A 17,097-nucleotide genomic window follows, 5' to 3' on the forward strand; every position below is an offset into this window, starting at 1 on the left:
AATCATATACGGTTACGGCAATCAAACCACAGGTGCTTGTGGAGGTATTGACTTCTGGGGCAGTTGCTGGGAATGGACTTCATCCACGAACGCAGATGGTTTGTATATTGTCAAAGGTGGTAGTTGGGACTCTGACCGTGATGATTGTCGCAGCGAAAAATCGGATGTCGTAAGAACGGGTACGCAAGGCTATGTCAATGTTGGTTTCAGGGTAGTAAGAACCGATTTTATTTAATCATTAAAAACAATATTCAAATATGAAAAAGTTATGTGGAACATATGATTTCTTAAATATTCGTCTTATTATAACTCACAAAAGTGACTATAAATTCAATTAGTATTGAATATAATTAAATATAGATTTAATTATATTCAAATAATTATTTGTTTTATTCGTTTTTGTGATTACTTTTGTGATAAATTAAATCATCTAAATGTAAATCATATGAAGTGTATCTCTCTTACTTTAGCTCTTTTCTTATCCTTGTGTAGCTTTTTATGTCAGGCTCAGATTCTTCCTGTGGAAGAGCAAGCAGTAGTCTTGAATACAAAAGAGGGGGATATAAAAGGAAAGCTGCTGCTTCCTGATGAAGGGAAAGTATGGCCGGTAGTATTATTGATAGCTGGTTCGGGACCAACTGACATGGATGGAAATTCAGCTGTTGGTAACATGAAGAATAACTCGTTGAAGTTTCTGGCTGAAGGTTTGGCGAAGAATGGCATCGCATCTTTGCGTTTTGATAAGCGGGGGATAGCAAGTAGTGCTGCTGCCGGAAAGGAGGAGGTAAAACTACGTTTTGAAGATTACGTGAATGATGTGATCGGATGGATTGATTATTTGGCAAAGGACCGTCGTTTCACCGGTATTACGGTAGTTGGTCATAGCGAAGGTTCGTTGATTGGTATGTTGGCTTGTAAGGACCGTCCGAAAGTAAAGGGATTTGTTTCGTTGGCGGGAGCCGGGCGTCCGGCTTATGAATTGATAGAAATTCAGGTTGCCGCTCAGAAGTTACCTGAAGCGATGCTGAAAGAAGTGGCTTCCATTAATGAGTCGCTGAAGGGTGGTAAAGAGGTGACGGATGTTCCTGTGTATTTACAATCGTTGTTTCGTGCTTCTGTTCAGCCATACCTTATTTCATGGTACAAATATAATCCTCAGACTATTATTGCTGCTTTGAAAGTATCCGTTCTGATTGTACAGGGGAAAACTGACATTCAAGTTTCCGTGGAAGATGCGGAACTATTGAAGAAGGCTTGTCCTGCTGCCAGATTCCTTCTGATCGATCGTATGAATCATGTTTTGAAAGATTGTGATGTGACGGATCAGCAACAGCAACTTGCTGTTTATACTAATCCTTCGTTACCTGTGAATACCATTTTAATATCTTCTGTCAGTTCATTTATAAAGAAACCAAAGTAATATGGGGGAGATAAAGAAGCGTTTACCATTACAGTGCCCGGCATGTGATGCTCCTTTGAGAGTGAACCGGTTGTTTTGCGAAGAGTGTAATACAGAGGTTTGTGGTAATTTTGAACTGCCTCTGCTGGCACGGCTGTCGGAAAAGGAACAGCAGTTTGTACTCGACTTTGTAAAATCGAGTGGCAGTTTGAAAGATATGGCAAAAAATATAGGAGTCAGTTACCCTACTGTTCGAAATATATTGGATGATTTAATCGAAAAACTAACAAAAATGGATGTATGATGGGAAATAAGGTAATAGAACAAATCGTAAATCCGTTCATTCGGATTGCCGGTATGAAAGCATTGGGCTGGGGAGTTTTAGGTCTGGCTGTTTCTACGTGGATCTGTTGGATATCCGGTTATCATTATCACGGATTGCTTCATTTCGGTCCTGCTCCCAATCCGGCTTGGTGGTGTTATTTGGCGGAGCATTTGATCGTGTGGCTGATTCCTGCGTTACAGTTCTTTCTTGGAGGTGTTTTTTTGTCACATTCCCACATTCGTATAGTAGATGTGTTGGGCACTGTGCTGTTTGCCCAGTTACCGTTACTGGTGATGAATTTAATTAGTTTATTGCCGCCTATGCGAATGTTGTCTCAAATGGATATGAACATGTCACCCGAAAAGCTGCTGGCACAACCTTATTTCTTGCAAGCGGTGGTTTTGTCGTTGCTGGGATTACCCTTTCTGATCGTTATGCTTGTATGGATGTTTAACGCATTGAAGGTATCTTGCAACCTGAAGAGCTGGCAGTTGTGGACAGTTGCACTAGTAGGAATTATCGGCGGTGATGTTTTGTGCCGTATAGTGATCGGGTGGTTGTATTGACGGTCAAAAACATGGTGACACTATCCTGCTGTCATAGTGTCACTATCACACAGATATAGTGACACCATAACAATGGGATAGTGTCACCATGTTAAGACTGTTTATATTGCCATCCAGGCTTCCTATTCATTGAACCAGTCTATCTTTTTAGAGAAGTACATTACTAATGCCAGAATGCAGAACAATCCCAAACTACCTGCCAGTAAAGCGAAGGTCTCCAGCTGAATGAGAATAAAGATATAAAGGTAAAGGATGCTCAACAATCCGGACATGATCAGTGCAGGTTTCTTCTTTTTGATGATACCAAACATATATCCTCCTACCAACATAATGGTTAATGCAGCCGATATTAAATATGCTGGGTTGAAACCGATATGTTCGGAGAAGGAGAGTAGTAAGCTGTAAAACAGACATAATGCCAGACCTACCAGTAAATATTGTAAAGCGTGGATACGGGTCTTATTCATGATTTCTGTGAAGAAGATTACTCCGAATGTTAGCAGGATAATCAGAATTGCATATTTGGCGGAACGCATAGATTGTTGATATTGCTCTACCGGAATCTTAAAGTTGACACCAAAACTGGAATTATCCACCTCTTTAATATTGGCACCACTGTAATCCATCATGACCTGTGAATAGTTACGGTTCAGATTTAAAACCTGCCATTGAGCCGAGAAATCTTTTTCTGTGACATTCCGGTTATTAGGCAAATAATTGCCTGTAAAACTGGGGGTGCTCCAGTTAGCTTTCAGATCAACACGAGTTGTTTTCCCCAGTGGGATAAAGTTTAGAGATTGAGAACCTTTCAGTTTTATTTTTATCTCATAAGGCAGTTTCTTGTTCGTCTTCAACTCCGACAGATTAGCGATGGTATGCACACCTGTACTGCTTAATCCCCTGTTGTCCATTCCCGGTTCAAAGATATAAACAGAATCTCCCAAAGCAATGCTGATTTGCTCGCTGATTCCCCGCATGTCCGTCAGGTTCAGGCAAATGGCAGCTCTGTCCAATTGTAGTTGCTCTATATCTATTCTGCTTTTTCTCAGTTCTTCCGAGCTGAATGAACCTTTCAATGTGAGCTCCGACTGATATACATTGACCTCATAGATACTCCTTTTGAGTATTTCTGTTTTTAGCTGGCCATTGATTGAAAGTTCGTCAGGGAATAACATCAGGTCTTTGATAGATACTTTCTTTTCCCCTTTGTTTTCCGTAACGACCGGATACTGGATATTCAGATACGGTCCGGTGACGGTCTGTGCAAGGCTCCATTTTTCGCTTACCTCGTTAATTGCTTCTTCCTGTGTGCGTCCTCGTTCCGAGATGAGGTCTTCGATCATAAACATAGGTATCATCAGAAGAATAATTAATCCTCCGATAATCACAATTTTGATTGTTTTTGAGAAGCGATGCAGGCATCCTAATGGTTGCTGCTGTTCTACCTCTTCGTTTGATTTTTCATTGAAACCGTCCATAAGATAATAGTGTTTAGATGAATTATTATGTTGACTTTAGAAAATTCTCTAAGGCTTCAATATGGGATTTAAAGGCATCTCTGCCTAATTTTGTAGCTCGGAAAACTGTTCGTGGTTTTCGGCCTACAAAACCTTTTATGCATTCGATATATTTCAGCTCTTCCAGTGCACGGGTATGACTTGCCAGATTGCCATCTGTCAGGGAAAGCTGTTCTTTCAGAAAATTGAAATCAGCTTCCTCATTGACCATCAGCACAGCCATAATCCCCAACCGGACTTTGCTTTCGAATGCTTTATTAATATTTTGGAATGCTTCTATCATTTATGATTTCCTTCTTTCGTAATGTAAATAGAACAATATGCCATATAGAATATGGAACCCACCGAAACCGATGGCCCAAAACAGTAAGGAATGACCTTCCCAAAAACAGTCGATGATTCCCAGTCCGATAAAGGCATATCCTAACCAGGCAATGCTTGAATAGGTAAACTTGGAAACATTGACTAATGTCAGACCATAAAATAAAAGCATGATTGATGCTATTATGTCATAATATCCATGCAATAGAATGGAAATACATAATATGCCTCCGGTCAACATCGGGAGAGAAAAATTCCACAATGCCCGATAAGTCAGCCGGCTAAAAAACTTTTGCCCAGTCTTTTTGGATTTATAGTAGGAAAGGATACAGGCAGTGACAGCGGAGACTGTCAATACAAGTGAAGCTACTATGATCATTAGTTCCAAAGCTGTGCTCAACTTTGTGTCTGGTGTAATAACTTGTGTAGCGACATAGGCGCCCACTAATGCGTAAATGCCCGCCATAATTGCAGCGAGACCACTGAAAGAGATAAACTTTGAGGACTTTTCCATCAACTCTTTTATCTCATTTACTGATTCTAATGCTTTGTCTTTATTCATATAAAAAGTACTTTGTAGTGCAAAGTAAAATAAAAGATTTCAGATGAACAAGATTTTAATCGGATTATTTTGAAGAGAAATGTTGAGATATACTATTAATACGTTGATAATTGATTAGTATATGGATAAATGAAGTTGTATGTAATCACTAAATTCGATATATAAACGAAATTAGTCAAATGTTTGACTAATTCGGGGGAAATACAGTCAGTCTTTAAACATGGCTCTGTCACAAGGTCACAAGTATGACGAAGCTGTACAAATAGCAACTAATTCTCTCCATGCAACCTTACAACAGCAAAGTTTGCTGCTTGCTTTAAAAGAGATTCTGGGATATCTGTTGGTAATATCGGTTATTATTGCTGTTGTCTCCCGTTTTATCCCGTTTCATAAAACGATTCGTGTTACATTCCTTAGGACAGGGGATGATATGGTTTAATATGAGTAGGCGCTTTGAAGTTCTTGTAGATAAAAAGAGTTTTTGATAATGAAAAGAGTTGCTGTCCGATCCAACTTATGTTGGCTATTGGATAGCAACTCTTCATATTGTTCTACGTACCTTTTAAGGTTTCGTTTTAGTCTATTGCGTTAAATGTACATTACTTTTATAAAGTAACTCCTGTCTTAAAGATCGCAATTTCGCGATAACCTTTCTTTTCGTTGTTCACGAGTTCGCCGCTTGCCACTTTAATCACATAATCGATAAAACGTTCACAAGTTTTCTCCATCGGTTCGTTTTCAACGATCACTCCGGCATTAAAATCAATCCATCCCGGTTTGTTCTTTGCTAAAGTAGAGTTGGTAGAAATCTTCATTGTCGGAACAAAAGTACCGAAAGGAGTTCCGCGTCCGGTAGTGAAAAGTACCATATGACATCCGCTGGCTGCGAGAGTAGTGGCAGCTACCAGGTCATTACCCGGGGCAGAAAGTAAATTGAGCCCTTTCTTTTGCAGGCGTTCTCCGTAAGGCATCACCCCGGATACATAACTCTTCCCACATTTCTGTGTACATCCCAGTGCTTTTTCTTCCAAGGTAGAGATGCCTCCGGCTTTGTTACCCGGAGATGGATTCTCACCCACAGGCTCTCCATGTGACAGGAAGTATTCTTTGAAATCATTAATCAGATGCACAGTCTGTTCGAACAAGTCCTTGTTTTCGCAACGATTCATCAGGATTGTTTCTGCACCGAACATTTCCGGAACTTCTGTCAGCACGCTTGTACCACCCTGCGCAATCAGAAAGTCGGAGAACATACCCAATAACGGATTGGCTGTAATACCGGAGAAACCATCGGAACCGCCACATTTCAGACCAACACGCAATTCGGACAGAGGCACTTCCGTACGTTCATCTTTAGATGCCTCAGCATATAAGTCACGCAGAATTTCCATTCCTTCTTCATATTCATCGCCTACTTTCTGAGTAACCATAAACTTTACACGATCCTGATCGAAATCACCCAGAAATTCACGGAATACATCCGGCTGGTTGTTTTCACATCCCAAACCTACCACCAATACTGCACCTGCATTGGGATGAAGTACCATATCACGAAGAATCTTTTTCGTATTTTCATGGTCGTCACCAAGCTGTGAGCAACCGTAATTGTGGGGGAATGCAACGATAGCATCTACCCCTTTTCCTTCTGTTTCGCGACGCAAACCTTCGGCTAGTTGTCCGATGATACCGTTTACACAACCTACAGTCGGGATAATCCAGATTTCGTTTCTTACACCGACATCACCATTCTTACGGCGGTAACCTTTGAAAGTTAGGTCTTTATGGGGGATATCCAATGCAACCTGAATCGGATTATAGGTATATTCCAATAGTCCGGCAAGGTTCGTCTTGATATTCGTTTCGTTCATCCAGTCTCCCTGTCTCTTCGCCATGCGGGCATGGCCGATAGGGTAACCATACTTGATTACGTTCTCGCCTTCTGCAAAATCTTTGAGTGCAAACTTATGACCGGCAGGAATGTCTTCATTCAGTGTAATCTCAATGCCATCTACAGAGAGATGCTCTCCTGCCGGGAGGTTAACAATGGCAACAGCAACGTTGTCGGCAGGATTAATTCTTAAATACTTTGTTTCCATGTACTTGTTTAGTTGGATTTTGTTGTTATTTGCTATGGTAATAGTCTATTGTCTCTACAGTCAACAAGTCAATTGGCATATAGTTGATGCAGGTCACGTCTTTCTTGAAAATGAGGTGATCGCACAGTGCCTTGATACCATTGAGACCTTGTAGCTCCGGTTGCTGGGCTATGAGGAAAGAAACGCTTCCTTCTTTCAGGCAGGTGACGTTTCGTTCCAAAAGGTCATAACCTATCAGATTGAAATCTTTCTTTCCGCGGCTTTGCAGATATTCGCCAACGATGTAGACTTTCGAATTGAAAGTGATTCCATTCTTCACACTCGGGTGGGCGCGGAAGAATTCATCCAGCATTTCGTTATCTTCATCATTACGCTCTGCATGTAAGTCGAGCTCCAGTATATTACAAGACGGATGATGTTCCTTCATGTACTGCCTGAATCCGATTTCCCGGTTTTCCTGTTGATTAGAACCGACAATTCCTTCATGTATTTTGCGGAAAATGACAATCTCTTTTTCGTCTCTGGCAAGCAACATCAACATACGGGCGGCAAAGTATCCGCTTTGGCGTGAGTTCTGCCCAAAGAAGGCGAGGGGAGGGACGTCTTTAATATTTGAGTCTATATATATAAAAGGTATATCCAGTGCTTGCAACTGGTCAGTGAATCCTTTAGTATATTGAGGAGCTGTAGGAGCTACCATAACTCCGTCCGGTTGTTGAGTCAGAATTGCTTCGCTGGCATCTACAAACGAATGGTAATCGTAAGGATCATAATAGTTGATTTTCACTGAAGTATTGAAATCTGAATAGGTAGCGATGGCTTCGTGGATGCCCAATTCTACTGCGGTCCAGTATTCACCTTCCAAGTGTTGGGGCAGAAGGCAAATGAATGTATACTTTTTGTTGGATGCTAAAGCGCTGGCATACATATTAGGTTGGTAGTCAAGCTGCTTCAGAATTTCTTCCACCCGTTTTTTACTTGCTTCTGATACGCCGCTGCGCCCGTGAATGACGCGGTCTACTGTTCCTACTGACACGTCTGCTAAGCGGGCGATGTCTTTGATTCTGATTCTTTCGGGCAATTTATTCATACGATCACCTTATTTATATAGGTTTATGTGCTCGCACACAATAATAATCTTAATATTTTCGACACAAATATATAACAATTTTTGTAATTACGAAAATTGTTGTATCTTTGTGCCCGCACACGAAAGGTGTGTGGCGTTACTCTGTTTATAGATTAAATGTCATATAATCAGCTGTTTAAACCCTAAAATGGACTGAAAATGATAAATTGAAACTTCATAATATTAATAACTTAGAATTTAAAACATAAGATTATGGGAAAGAAAGTCGTTACATTAGGCGAAATCATGCTTAGATTGTCAACTCCGGGTAATACTCGCTTTGTTCAGTCTGACTCTTTTGATGTAGTATATGGTGGTGGAGAAGCAAACGTTGCAGTAAGCTGTGCCAACTACGGACATGAAGCCTATTTCGTAACCAAATTGCCAAAACATGAAATCGGACAGTCTGCTGTAAACGCTTTGCGTAAATATGGTGTGAAGACAGACTTTATTGCTCGTGGTGGAGACCGTGTAGGTATCTATTATCTGGAAACTGGTGCTTCTATGCGTCCTAGCAAAGTTATCTATGACCGCGCTCATTCTGCTATTGCTGAGGCTGATGCCGCTGACTTCGATTTTGATGCTATCATGGAAGGTGCTGACTGGTTCCACTGGTCTGGTATCACCCCTGCTATCTCCGATAAAGCTGCCGAACTGACTCGTCTGGCTTGCGAAGCTGCGAAGCGTCACGGTGTGACTGTATCAGTTGACTTGAATTTCCGTAAGAAACTGTGGACTAAAGAAAAAGCTCAGTCTATCATGAAACCATTGATGCAGTATGTAGATGTATGTATCGGCAACGAAGAAGATGCAGAACTTTGTCTGGGCTTCAAACCGGATGCTGACGTTGAAGCAGGTCATACAGATGCTGAAGGTTACAAGGGTATCTTCCAGCAGATGATGAAAGAGTTCGGATTCAAATATGTTGTTTCTACATTGCGTGAATCTTTCTCGGCTACTCACAACGGCTGGAAAGCTATGATCTACAATGGTGAAGAATTCTATACTTCGAAACGTTATGATATCGATCCGATTATTGACCGTGTAGGTGGTGGTGATTCTTTCTCCGGTGGTATTATCCATGGTTTGATGACTAAGCCTAACCAAGGTGCTGCTCTTGAATTCGCTGTTGCTGCATCTGCTTTGAAACACACTATCAATGGTGACTTCAATTTAGTTTCTATAGAAGAAGTTGAAGCTTTGGCTGGTGGTGACGCAAGTGGTCGCGTACAGAGATAAGTTGAGAATAGAGAGTTGAAAATTTGAATAGTCAATTCATTTAAAATAGTAAATAATAAGATGGCAAAATTCGATAAAATAGCCGTAATGAATAAAATCGGCTCTACAGGTATGGTTCCTGTGTTCTATCATAAAGATGCAGAAGTGGCAAAGAAAGTTGTAAAAGCTTGTTATGACGGTGGTGTCCGCGCTTTTGAATTCACCAACCGTGGTGACTTTGCGCAGGAAGTGTTTGCTGAAATCGTGAAATATGCAGCAAAAGAATGTCCTGAAATGGCTATCGGTATCGGTTCAATCGTTGATCCGGCTACTGCTGCAATGTATCTTCAACTGGGAGCTAACTTTGTAGTAGGTCCGTTGTTCAACCCGGAAATCGCTAAGGTATGTAACCGTCGTCTGGTGGCTTACACTCCGGGCTGTGGCTCTGTATCAGAAGTTGGTTTTGCGCAGGAAGTAGGCTGTGACCTTTGCAAAGTATTCCCTGGAGATGTCTACGGAACTAACTTTGTAAAAGGGTTAATGGCTCCGATGCCATGGTCTAAGCTGATGGTGACAGGCGGGGTAGAACCTACCAAAGAAAACCTGACAGCATGGATCAAAGCCGGTGTATTCTGTGTAGGTATGGGCTCTAAACTGTTCCCGAAAGATAAGGTAGCGGCAGAAGACTGGGCTTATGTAACTGCAAAATGCGAGGAAGCTCTCGGCTATATCGCTGAAGCACGCAAGTAAGATTAGACGGCGAAAGCCATCTATATAAAACAAGAGGCTGATGTGTCAGCCTCTTCAAAATATGCCTCAAAGGGTTAGTTAGTTTAGTTAGTAATGAGGCATATTTTTCCATTTTGTTTAAAGGTGTTTAAAGGGGATAAGTCATCGGAATGAGTGATCATTTCGGTGACTTGTTTTTTTTGTTTGCTGCGGTCGTTCTTTTTAAGAATGATGAACCATTCGTACTTTGATAATTCGTCCGATAACGAGTGCTGCAATATATACCACGGCAAAGCCTATGATTGAAAATACAAACGGCTTCTGTTCATTGAAAGTACGACGTGGAGGTATAGCTGCGTAAGCCTCATTAGTGGTAGTCTGATTGTCAGACTTGGCGACGGCTGTTACTTGCAGTGTTGTTTCTGTTGCTACCATCTGGCAGCTATCTGTTGTTGTGGATACAGTATCCACTAATACTTCTGTAGACATCTTTTTTACCCTTTTAAATGATACGTAATACAACATAGTACTAAAGGGTTAGTTCAAAGGGATTTTTAAAATCAGCGCAAAGGTAATTAAAAAAGTAAATGATAGAGCATGAGAAGACTATTCTTTTCAAAGGATTTGATATAAATCAATTTTTAAGAGCTTTTTCTCTTGTTCGTTTGCCGGCGGTGGAGAATGTAGACAGGCAGAAGCATTAGTAATAAACAGAAGATGCTGATGAGAGGGAAATAGCGATTGTAGATATACTCATTTTCATCAACATTATTCATCAGGCAAACAGGCATGTACATTCGGGGTTATCGCTGCTGTGTAATGACAAACAGATTGAAGCAGCTTATCATGACAATGAGGGCAAGGACTACCTTTATATACAAATGTGATTGCTTTTTGTGATCTTTTGGCAAGAGTACTATCATGTGTGTGTTAAATCTGTGCGATCTGTCACTTGAAATTTGCCAAAGAGTCTCCTTTCTGTTTATGTATAAGAAAAGGAGATCTTTCGGCAAATTCAGAATAACAAGATACTATGTATATATTTACTTTAAACCAATCTTAAATCGGTTATTCGGGTACATAAATGATTTCACCATTATCCAGTTCATAGGCGATACCTACTTTCTTTCCACGTTTTCCTTCTTTCTTATCCTGATCTTCAGATGGAGTATATCGGTTGATCTTATTACCTTCTTTGGTAATGATTTCCATATTCTCTTTACCCGGATTTTTCACCATCGTATAGTCTTCCTGCGAAAAGACCTCTGTCATGTTATACCGGCTGACGAGTGCTACCATCAATGCAACAGCAAAAACCATCGCAATGTCGAACAGGTTGGATACTACACTGATAGGATCGGCGTCTTCTTCTTTTCGTAATAGGTTATGCTTCATTTCTCTGTAGTTTTATTGATTGAACGTTTGTCATTGAGCAGTTCGGATATGAATTCAAGATTGGTCATATCCTGTAAGTACCAGCGTTGTTTCACCTGCTGTGTGAGGAAACCTACGGCACCTGCTACCAGTCCGACTACAGTGGTGGCGAAAGCAATCTGCATGTTGTAAGCCATGGAAGCAATATCACCACTGGCCAGTCCTGCAAGGGCAGGGCCCATTGGGATCAGCGTTCCCATCAACCCTAAGATAGGGCCCAGTTTAGTCAGAGTTTTAGAGATGGCTAAATCTTTGTCTGCTGCAATTTCAAAATTAGCTAATAAGCGTTGTACCTGTGCCGGAGTATCACGCGCATCCAATACTTGGCGCATATACATAATGACAAGGGATCTGGAGTTTTCCGGAAGATTGGAGCCAAGTTCTCCGACGGTATCCGGAGTCAGTTTGTTCAGTTCGTTACGGAGCAGAGCCTCTGTTTTACGGATAGACAGATATTGACCATAGAAACTACCGGCAAGTATGATTGCACGGCAAAAGAGGATGATTAATAAAACGATCACAGGAACAAGTAGGCCTGTTGAGATCCAGTATAAAATGTCTGATATAAGATTCATTGTTATTGATAATTTAATGCGTTATTTATTCTTTTATTGTTTCACACTTTTTTCTTTATTTCTATTTCGGATGTTCCACCAGAGAAGACCGAGAATTCCACCAGCCAATGCAATGATTATGACGCCTGCCAATGCTTTCCAGTCTATTTCACTGACACCTGCTGCGGAAGTCTTTCCGTTGACTGTGGCAACAATTCCCAGAACGGCTACCAAGGCATTGGTCAGGAAAAATAGTTCGAGGCGTAGCTCTTTCTCCGGCAGTAAATGGAGGAGTATAAATCTGCCACAAGGAATAGCTGCCAGAATAAAGGCTGCATAACTCCAGGCTATCGTCTGGAATGAAGTGCCGGGAAAAGCAAAGATGAGATATACCAGACCGCTGAATAGAACGGGAAAAATCAATAATCCCGGAAACCAGCGGAGGAAACGGTACATGAGTATCATGCGCGGTTTGACCGGATAGTCATTGGCCACGTGGACGGCAAGCATGGCATAAGCCATTTGTATGCAGACTTCCACACTGAGAAGCACGGAAGTATCCAGCATCAAAGGCTGATTGCTCAGCCAGTTTGCTATCTGAGTTTTCGATTGCTCGATAGCATATGGCCACATTAATCCGGTGAAGACAGCGCAGATAGCGGCGATAATGCAGACCGCTATCAATTTCCAGAACGTTTGCTTCAACAGAAAGTTGAATGCTGTAAGAAGCATAAGTACAAGAACAACTGTATCCATTATACGATTTTACGATTTACAATTTATGATTGATAATTCACCGCTCAGGACTTACATCTGACTGTTTTTGCGACGCTTGCGTACAAAGAGTATCAGAGCAAGAATAACGATTATAACAGCGATGCCTACAGCTACATTGCTCAATGTATTTGTTTGCTTTTCGGCTGTCTGATTTATTTCTTCTTTTTTCATGACCACTCCCTTATTGTTTCCGCTGGCTTTTGCTTCACGGATTTTAGAGATATTCTCTTTATACTGTGTAGCGGTTTGTGCGTCAGCTTTAGATGCAATGAAGTCACGGAGTTTGGAATTGTCACAAACAAATCCGGAACACGACGGACGGTAAGTATTGACGATTTCCGTATGAAGTTTACTTAACTCTGTAACCTGTTCTTCACTTGCTTTCCACAACCCTTTGCGGGCGCTTTCAAGCATTACAGCAGTCATCTCTTCCAGAGCTGCAGGATTCTGTTGCTCGAAATATTGTTTGACTCCCAAGTTCAGTTCATCCTTCACATATACATTATATATATTATCCCAGAGTTCTTTGTCGATTGCGGCTGGTTTCATCACATTCCATCCATAGGTGTTTGTGATAACTTCTGCAAATTCACTTGCGGAAGAGGCTCCACCTTTCATTTTCTCTTTGATGTAAGTCGGATTCAGAATAGTGGTACGGCTTTCTACGCCGACAGCTTCTTTCAGTTCTTGCATCTTCATGTGGTTCCGATTGCGATAATCACTGAGATAGGCATCCGGATCTTTGCCGGTCACATTGCGTACGGCAAGATTCATACCTCCCATAAATTCGTATACATGGTCGAGGCTTAAAGCTCCCCAAGTATTGCTTTGTCGTGGCTGTACTACAACATCCGTTCGGGTCAGTGCGGCTTCGAAAGCGAACTTCTGGAATACTTCCCAATTCTTTTCACTGCCGTAATAGGCTCCCATATTGTTGAGATAAGTATCTGCGATTTCCGATTCATTCTCCCAACGGTCGCCGGATTCCACCATTTCCTGAATACCTGTTCCATACATGCCGTTGGTTCCTCCGAATACCCGGAACGTTGAAATTTCGCGGGCATCTTTCGGGCTTAGTCCTTTTTCGGTCAGTACCCGTTCGGCTTCTATTACGCTGGCGGCAACCTGATTCTCATATTGGTCGTCTTTGGCCGTGGCAGCCATCTCTACTGCACGATTGACAAGGAAGAGGCGGGAGGCGGCAAGATCACGGAGCTGTCCGGAAGTCTGGACCACTACGTCAATACGTGGGCGTCCTAACTCGGCAGAAGGAATCAGTTTTAAATCACTGACACGACCGAAAGCGTCACGGACAGGTTCAACTCCTAACATATAAAGTACTTGTGCGATGGTTGCTCCGCCGGTTTCAATAAACTCGGATGACCAGAGTGTGTAGCTGACTTTGCGTGGTATGGAGTCGTTGTGACGTTGCTTGTATGTCTCGATCGTCTGTTTGGCTAAAGCAATCCCTTTTTCCCACGCAGACTCTGTCGGAGTTGCTTCGGCATTGATAGCATACATATTGCGTCCGGTAGGCAGCGTGTTCGGATTAGCGATCGGGTCACCACCGGGAGTAGGGGCCGTGTATCCACCTTTTAATGCATTCATCAGACTGCTAAGTTCCTCTTCAGGGCTTGTCAGCAGTGCATTTTTATAGTTAGCTATATTCTTGATTGTACGTTCTACTTCGGTTACTGCAAGTGCGAATTCTACTTCTTCTTTGCTGTATTCTTTCGGAGCTTTTCCCATAGCAGCCATCATAGCTGACATCCCCTGTGGTTTTTCGGCATTTTCCGTTTTTTCCGGTTTGCCCGGAGTATTTGCAGTTTTGCTTTGCTCTTTATTGGCTTTCATGCCGGCTTCCATCTTCTTCAATGCTTCCGGGCTGGCTCCCATAGATTTAGCCATTTCCATTGCTTTTTCCGGGTCCATGTTAGCTCCCATTTTTTTCATGGCCTCTTTCATGCTTTCGGGCATTTTGCCATGAGGGTTTGTTTCTGTTTTTGCCGAAGTGGGATGACCATTGCCTGATTTTGTTTTATCTGCCTGATCCTTCTGGGCTGCGGCAGCCATCATCATTGCCATCATGCCTTTGGGGGCATTACGCTCTGCTTCTATCTGTCTTGCCTTTGCTAGTTCCTGCGGAGTGATTCCGGCTGTACGACAAATCAGTTCATCGTTCGCCAGTGAAGGATTAGCCATCAGTCTTTCTACCAGAAGGCGGGCAGGAGTGAGGTATTGTTGTGTAAAGACACTCCGATGCTTTCCGGCAGCTTCTGTCGCTTTTCCACGTTGCTTGTCAAGGGCAAAAAGGCTATAAGCAATTGGTTCTGTAGCCATTGCGTAAACAGAAGAAGTAATTCTTTCCGGTTCGTAAGGAATCCCCATAGTGTACAGTTGTCCTGTGATTTTCTCTGTAGCCAACTCTTCGGCAAAGTTTTCTACACGGACGATTTCATCTTCTGTATATGGTTTGTTGGCAATACTGTCCAGTCCTAAATCACGGTGAATACCCATCTTCACAGTCAGGATTTTCACAGCCAGTGCTTCCTGGTCTTTGTTTTCCTTTTGAGAATTATTATAGATTTTGATCTTTTCCATTAATTCCCGGTAGATGCCCCGCACGCTGCTTTCCAGAAAAGGAGGAGTGAGGTATGACTGCAATGTAGTATAAGAACGGCGTTTGGCCATCATGCCTTCTCCGACGTTCCCAATGGAGTAGATATAGTAATGAGGAACAGCCCCTACCAGACGGTCCGGCCAGTCATTGCTGCATAAGGCAACTTGCTTTCTTGGAGTAAATTCCAGACTGCCGTGTGTACCGAAGTGGATAAGTGCATCGGCCTTGAAACCGTGCTGCATCCATAAATAGGAAGCAATATAGGTGTGTGGCGGAGCCATGTTGGTACCATGTACCACTTGGAAAGAATTGTCACCGCTTCCGGCAGCATTTTGTGGCAAAAGCACAACATTGCCGAATTGTAAACGGGCGATACCCAGTTTACCATCGGGAGTCGCCATATAATTGCCGGGAAATTCACCGAAAGCATCTACTACTTCCTGATACTTTTCGGGACGAAGTGATTCTTTCACCCAACCTTCATACTGTTCTTTTGTTATCAGTTCGGGGTGTCCGTTTTGCATGAACTCGTTGAAAGCTCCTTCTGCATAAGCATTGAATACTGCTCCCTGAGCTTGTATCATTTTTCCCAGTTCCTGTGCATTGGCAGGGAGGCCGGATATATTATATCCTTCCTGTTTCATCCGAAGCAGAAGATTATAAAGGGAAGGTACTACTTCCATTCCGGCAGCTGTCAATGCGTTTTGACCGGGACCTTTGTAGTAGTAGATTGCTACTTTCTTTTCAAAATTTGGTTTCGTTTTCAGATTCAGATAGTTATCTATCGTAGATACAAAAGTCTTCAGACGTTCGGGAACTGCATATGAATGACGCAATCCTTCTTTATCTTCATACTGTGCAAAAAGGGCGAAAGGACGAATAGCTCCGTCTATCTCCGGTGTCACGATACTTTGCGACATGAACCCTCCCGACATACCCATCGGATCATTTTCCCATTCATCCACAAGACTGTTGATTGTGAGCGGAGCGAACAAAAGGATATTCTTAGCTTTCAGATAATCTACCATTTTATCTCCCATGCGTCCGTGTGCCATGTTAATAACAGCATCGGGCTGCACTTCATCAATGAATGACATAAATCTTGTCATGGATTGAACGGGATACACATTGTATCCTGCATTTTCGAGCGCTTTGATCAGATCGGTGGCATCTGCCATTTGTCCGGTAATCATGATTTTTCGTGCTTTTTCTTTATAAAGGTTGTTATCACGCGTGAATTTCTCATAATCGGTAACAGTGAGGAATTCGAGTTCATCATCCGGGTTACTGATTCCGGCATGATAAAGCATGTCGCTAGGCCTTTCTACCGGATCTTCCACTTCGGGTACGGCAGAAGCCTTTCTGTCGATGGCTTTACGGATATAGTTCAGCATGTTGCGGTAGTTGGTTTTTCCACCGTTGCTTAGATAGCCGCGTATGAGATTCTGCTGTATACTGTCGAGGTTGCAGATATTGTTGGCCGGGTTGGTAGCCATGGAAGTGTATACAGGGATACCTTTATCCGCTGCCTGCTGTATTTGTTGACGCTGCTCTTCGACAATACGCAGTCCCATGCCATTGATGAATACCATGTCATAATTGGCCAGACGATCGAGATTGTCAAGAGACACTTCACTAAGTTTAATGAATGAATTGTCGTTGGCTTTCGAAATACTTCCCTGCTGTATCGTCTGGAAGTTGACGAAAGCAATCTTTGTAGCGCTGAACCAGGTATTCCATACGGATAGCCCTGTCAAGGCTGCTACGACGATGCATCCACCTAAAATGATTTTACTTTTCTTTTTCATTTCTCTTATTTTTAGCTTTGTATGTAGTTCTATTGCTGCTGT

16 protein-coding genes and 1 pseudogene are annotated in these 17,097 nt (G+C 42.2%); 7 read left to right on the forward strand and 10 right to left on the reverse strand.

Annotated elements, in window-relative coordinates; genetic code table 11:
• The first annotated feature begins 4 nt into the window (after positions 1-4).
• From BLW31_RS25200 to BLW31_RS05910, 4 genes are all read left to right on the forward strand, one after another.
• Positions 5-235, forward strand: a complete 231-nt coding sequence (locus BLW31_RS25200) for an SUMF1/EgtB/PvdO family nonheme iron enzyme (protein ID WP_488174968.1) — start codon at positions 5-7, stop codon at positions 233-235.
• Between the two features lie 210 nt (positions 236-445).
• Complete coding sequence (locus BLW31_RS05900) at positions 446-1,420, forward strand: alpha/beta hydrolase (protein ID WP_010538485.1); 975 nt, start codon at positions 446-448, stop codon at positions 1,418-1,420.
• Position 1,421: 1 nt separating this feature from the next.
• Positions 1,422-1,703 (forward strand): DUF2089 family protein, encoded by a 282-nt coding sequence (locus tag BLW31_RS05905; RefSeq protein WP_010538484.1) that lies wholly within the window; start codon positions 1,422-1,424, stop codon positions 1,701-1,703.
• Entirely contained in the window at positions 1,703-2,290 is a 588-nt protein-coding gene (locus BLW31_RS05910) for a hypothetical protein (protein ID WP_010538483.1), read from the forward strand. Before BLW31_RS05905 ends, BLW31_RS05910 begins: the two co-directional genes overlap by 1 nt.
• A 122-nt stretch (positions 2,291-2,412) precedes the next feature.
• Here BLW31_RS05910 and creD read toward each other — a convergent pair whose 3' ends face one another.
• From creD to BLW31_RS05925, 3 genes are read right to left on the reverse strand one after another with little or no spacing between them, the layout of a single operon-like run.
• A complete protein-coding gene (gene creD, locus BLW31_RS05915) occupies positions 2,413-3,768 on the reverse strand; it encodes a cell envelope integrity protein CreD (protein WP_010538482.1) in 1,356 nt (451 codons plus the stop codon).
• A 25-nt stretch (positions 3,769-3,793) separates the two neighbouring features.
• A complete protein-coding gene (locus BLW31_RS05920) occupies positions 3,794-4,090 on the reverse strand; it encodes a winged helix-turn-helix domain-containing protein (RefSeq protein ID WP_010538481.1) in 297 nt (98 codons plus the stop codon).
• A complete protein-coding gene (locus tag BLW31_RS05925) occupies positions 4,091-4,690 on the reverse strand; it encodes a hypothetical protein (RefSeq protein WP_010538480.1) in 600 nt (199 codons plus the stop codon).
• A 202-nt stretch (positions 4,691-4,892) separates the two neighbouring features.
• Between BLW31_RS05925 and BLW31_RS05930 the strand changes: the two are divergent.
• Positions 4,893-5,129: pseudogene (locus tag BLW31_RS05930) on the forward strand (MFS transporter); the annotation flags it as partial.
• A 166-nt stretch (positions 5,130-5,295) separates the two neighbouring features.
• On the opposite strand, the gene BLW31_RS05935 reads toward BLW31_RS05930, so the two are convergent.
• Both BLW31_RS05935 and BLW31_RS05940 read right to left on the reverse strand, forming a co-directional pair.
• Positions 5,296-6,786: a UxaA family hydrolase gene (locus tag BLW31_RS05935; RefSeq protein ID WP_010538478.1), complete on the reverse strand. Its 1,491-nt coding sequence runs from the start codon at positions 6,784-6,786 to the stop codon at positions 5,296-5,298.
• A 25-nt stretch (positions 6,787-6,811) separates the two neighbouring features.
• Positions 6,812-7,876, reverse strand: coding sequence for a LacI family DNA-binding transcriptional regulator (locus BLW31_RS05940; RefSeq protein WP_010538477.1), 1,065 nt, complete (start codon positions 7,874-7,876; stop codon positions 6,812-6,814).
• A gap of 252 nt (positions 7,877-8,128) precedes the next feature.
• Here BLW31_RS05940 and BLW31_RS05945 point away from each other — a divergent pair, with 252 nt between their 5' ends.
• Positions 8,129-9,154, forward strand: a complete 1,026-nt coding sequence (locus BLW31_RS05945) for a sugar kinase (RefSeq protein WP_010538476.1) — start codon at positions 8,129-8,131, stop codon at positions 9,152-9,154.
• A gap of 60 nt (positions 9,155-9,214) precedes the next feature.
• On the forward strand, positions 9,215-9,883 hold the full coding sequence (locus BLW31_RS05950; RefSeq protein ID WP_010538475.1) for a bifunctional 4-hydroxy-2-oxoglutarate aldolase/2-dehydro-3-deoxy-phosphogluconate aldolase: 669 nt from the start codon (positions 9,215-9,217) through the stop codon (positions 9,881-9,883).
• Positions 9,884-10,084: 201 nt separating this feature from the next.
• On the opposite strand, the gene BLW31_RS05955 is transcribed toward BLW31_RS05950, so the two are convergent.
• The 5 genes from BLW31_RS05955 to BLW31_RS05975 form a co-directional block, all read right to left on the reverse strand.
• Positions 10,085-10,351 (reverse strand): hypothetical protein, encoded by a 267-nt coding sequence (locus tag BLW31_RS05955; RefSeq protein WP_010538474.1) that lies wholly within the window; start codon positions 10,349-10,351, stop codon positions 10,085-10,087.
• A gap of 579 nt (positions 10,352-10,930) precedes the next feature.
• Positions 10,931-11,257, reverse strand: coding sequence for a DUF2149 domain-containing protein (locus BLW31_RS05960; protein ID WP_010538473.1), 327 nt, complete (start codon positions 11,255-11,257; stop codon positions 10,931-10,933).
• The gene (locus tag BLW31_RS05965) at positions 11,254-11,871 is read right to left on the reverse strand and encodes a MotA/TolQ/ExbB proton channel family protein (protein ID WP_010538472.1); all 618 of its coding nucleotides are present in this window, start codon (positions 11,869-11,871) and stop codon (positions 11,254-11,256) included. The genes BLW31_RS05960 and BLW31_RS05965 overlap by 4 nt, the downstream gene beginning before the upstream one ends.
• A 33-nt stretch (positions 11,872-11,904) precedes the next feature.
• Positions 11,905-12,606, reverse strand: coding sequence for an HmuT family protein (gene hmuT / locus BLW31_RS05970; RefSeq protein ID WP_010538471.1), 702 nt, complete (start codon positions 12,604-12,606; stop codon positions 11,905-11,907).
• 51 nt (positions 12,607-12,657) lie between these two features.
• On the reverse strand, positions 12,658-17,055 hold the full coding sequence (locus tag BLW31_RS05975) for a cobaltochelatase subunit CobN (RefSeq protein WP_010538470.1): 4,398 nt from the start codon (positions 17,053-17,055) through the stop codon (positions 12,658-12,660).
• Positions 17,056-17,097: the final 42 nt, after the last annotated feature.

Origin of the sequence: Bacteroides faecis MAJ27 (assembly GCF_900106755.1) — a bacterium.
In the GTDB taxonomy this organism is placed as follows: Bacteria; Bacteroidota; Bacteroidia; order Bacteroidales; family Bacteroidaceae; genus Bacteroides; species Bacteroides faecis.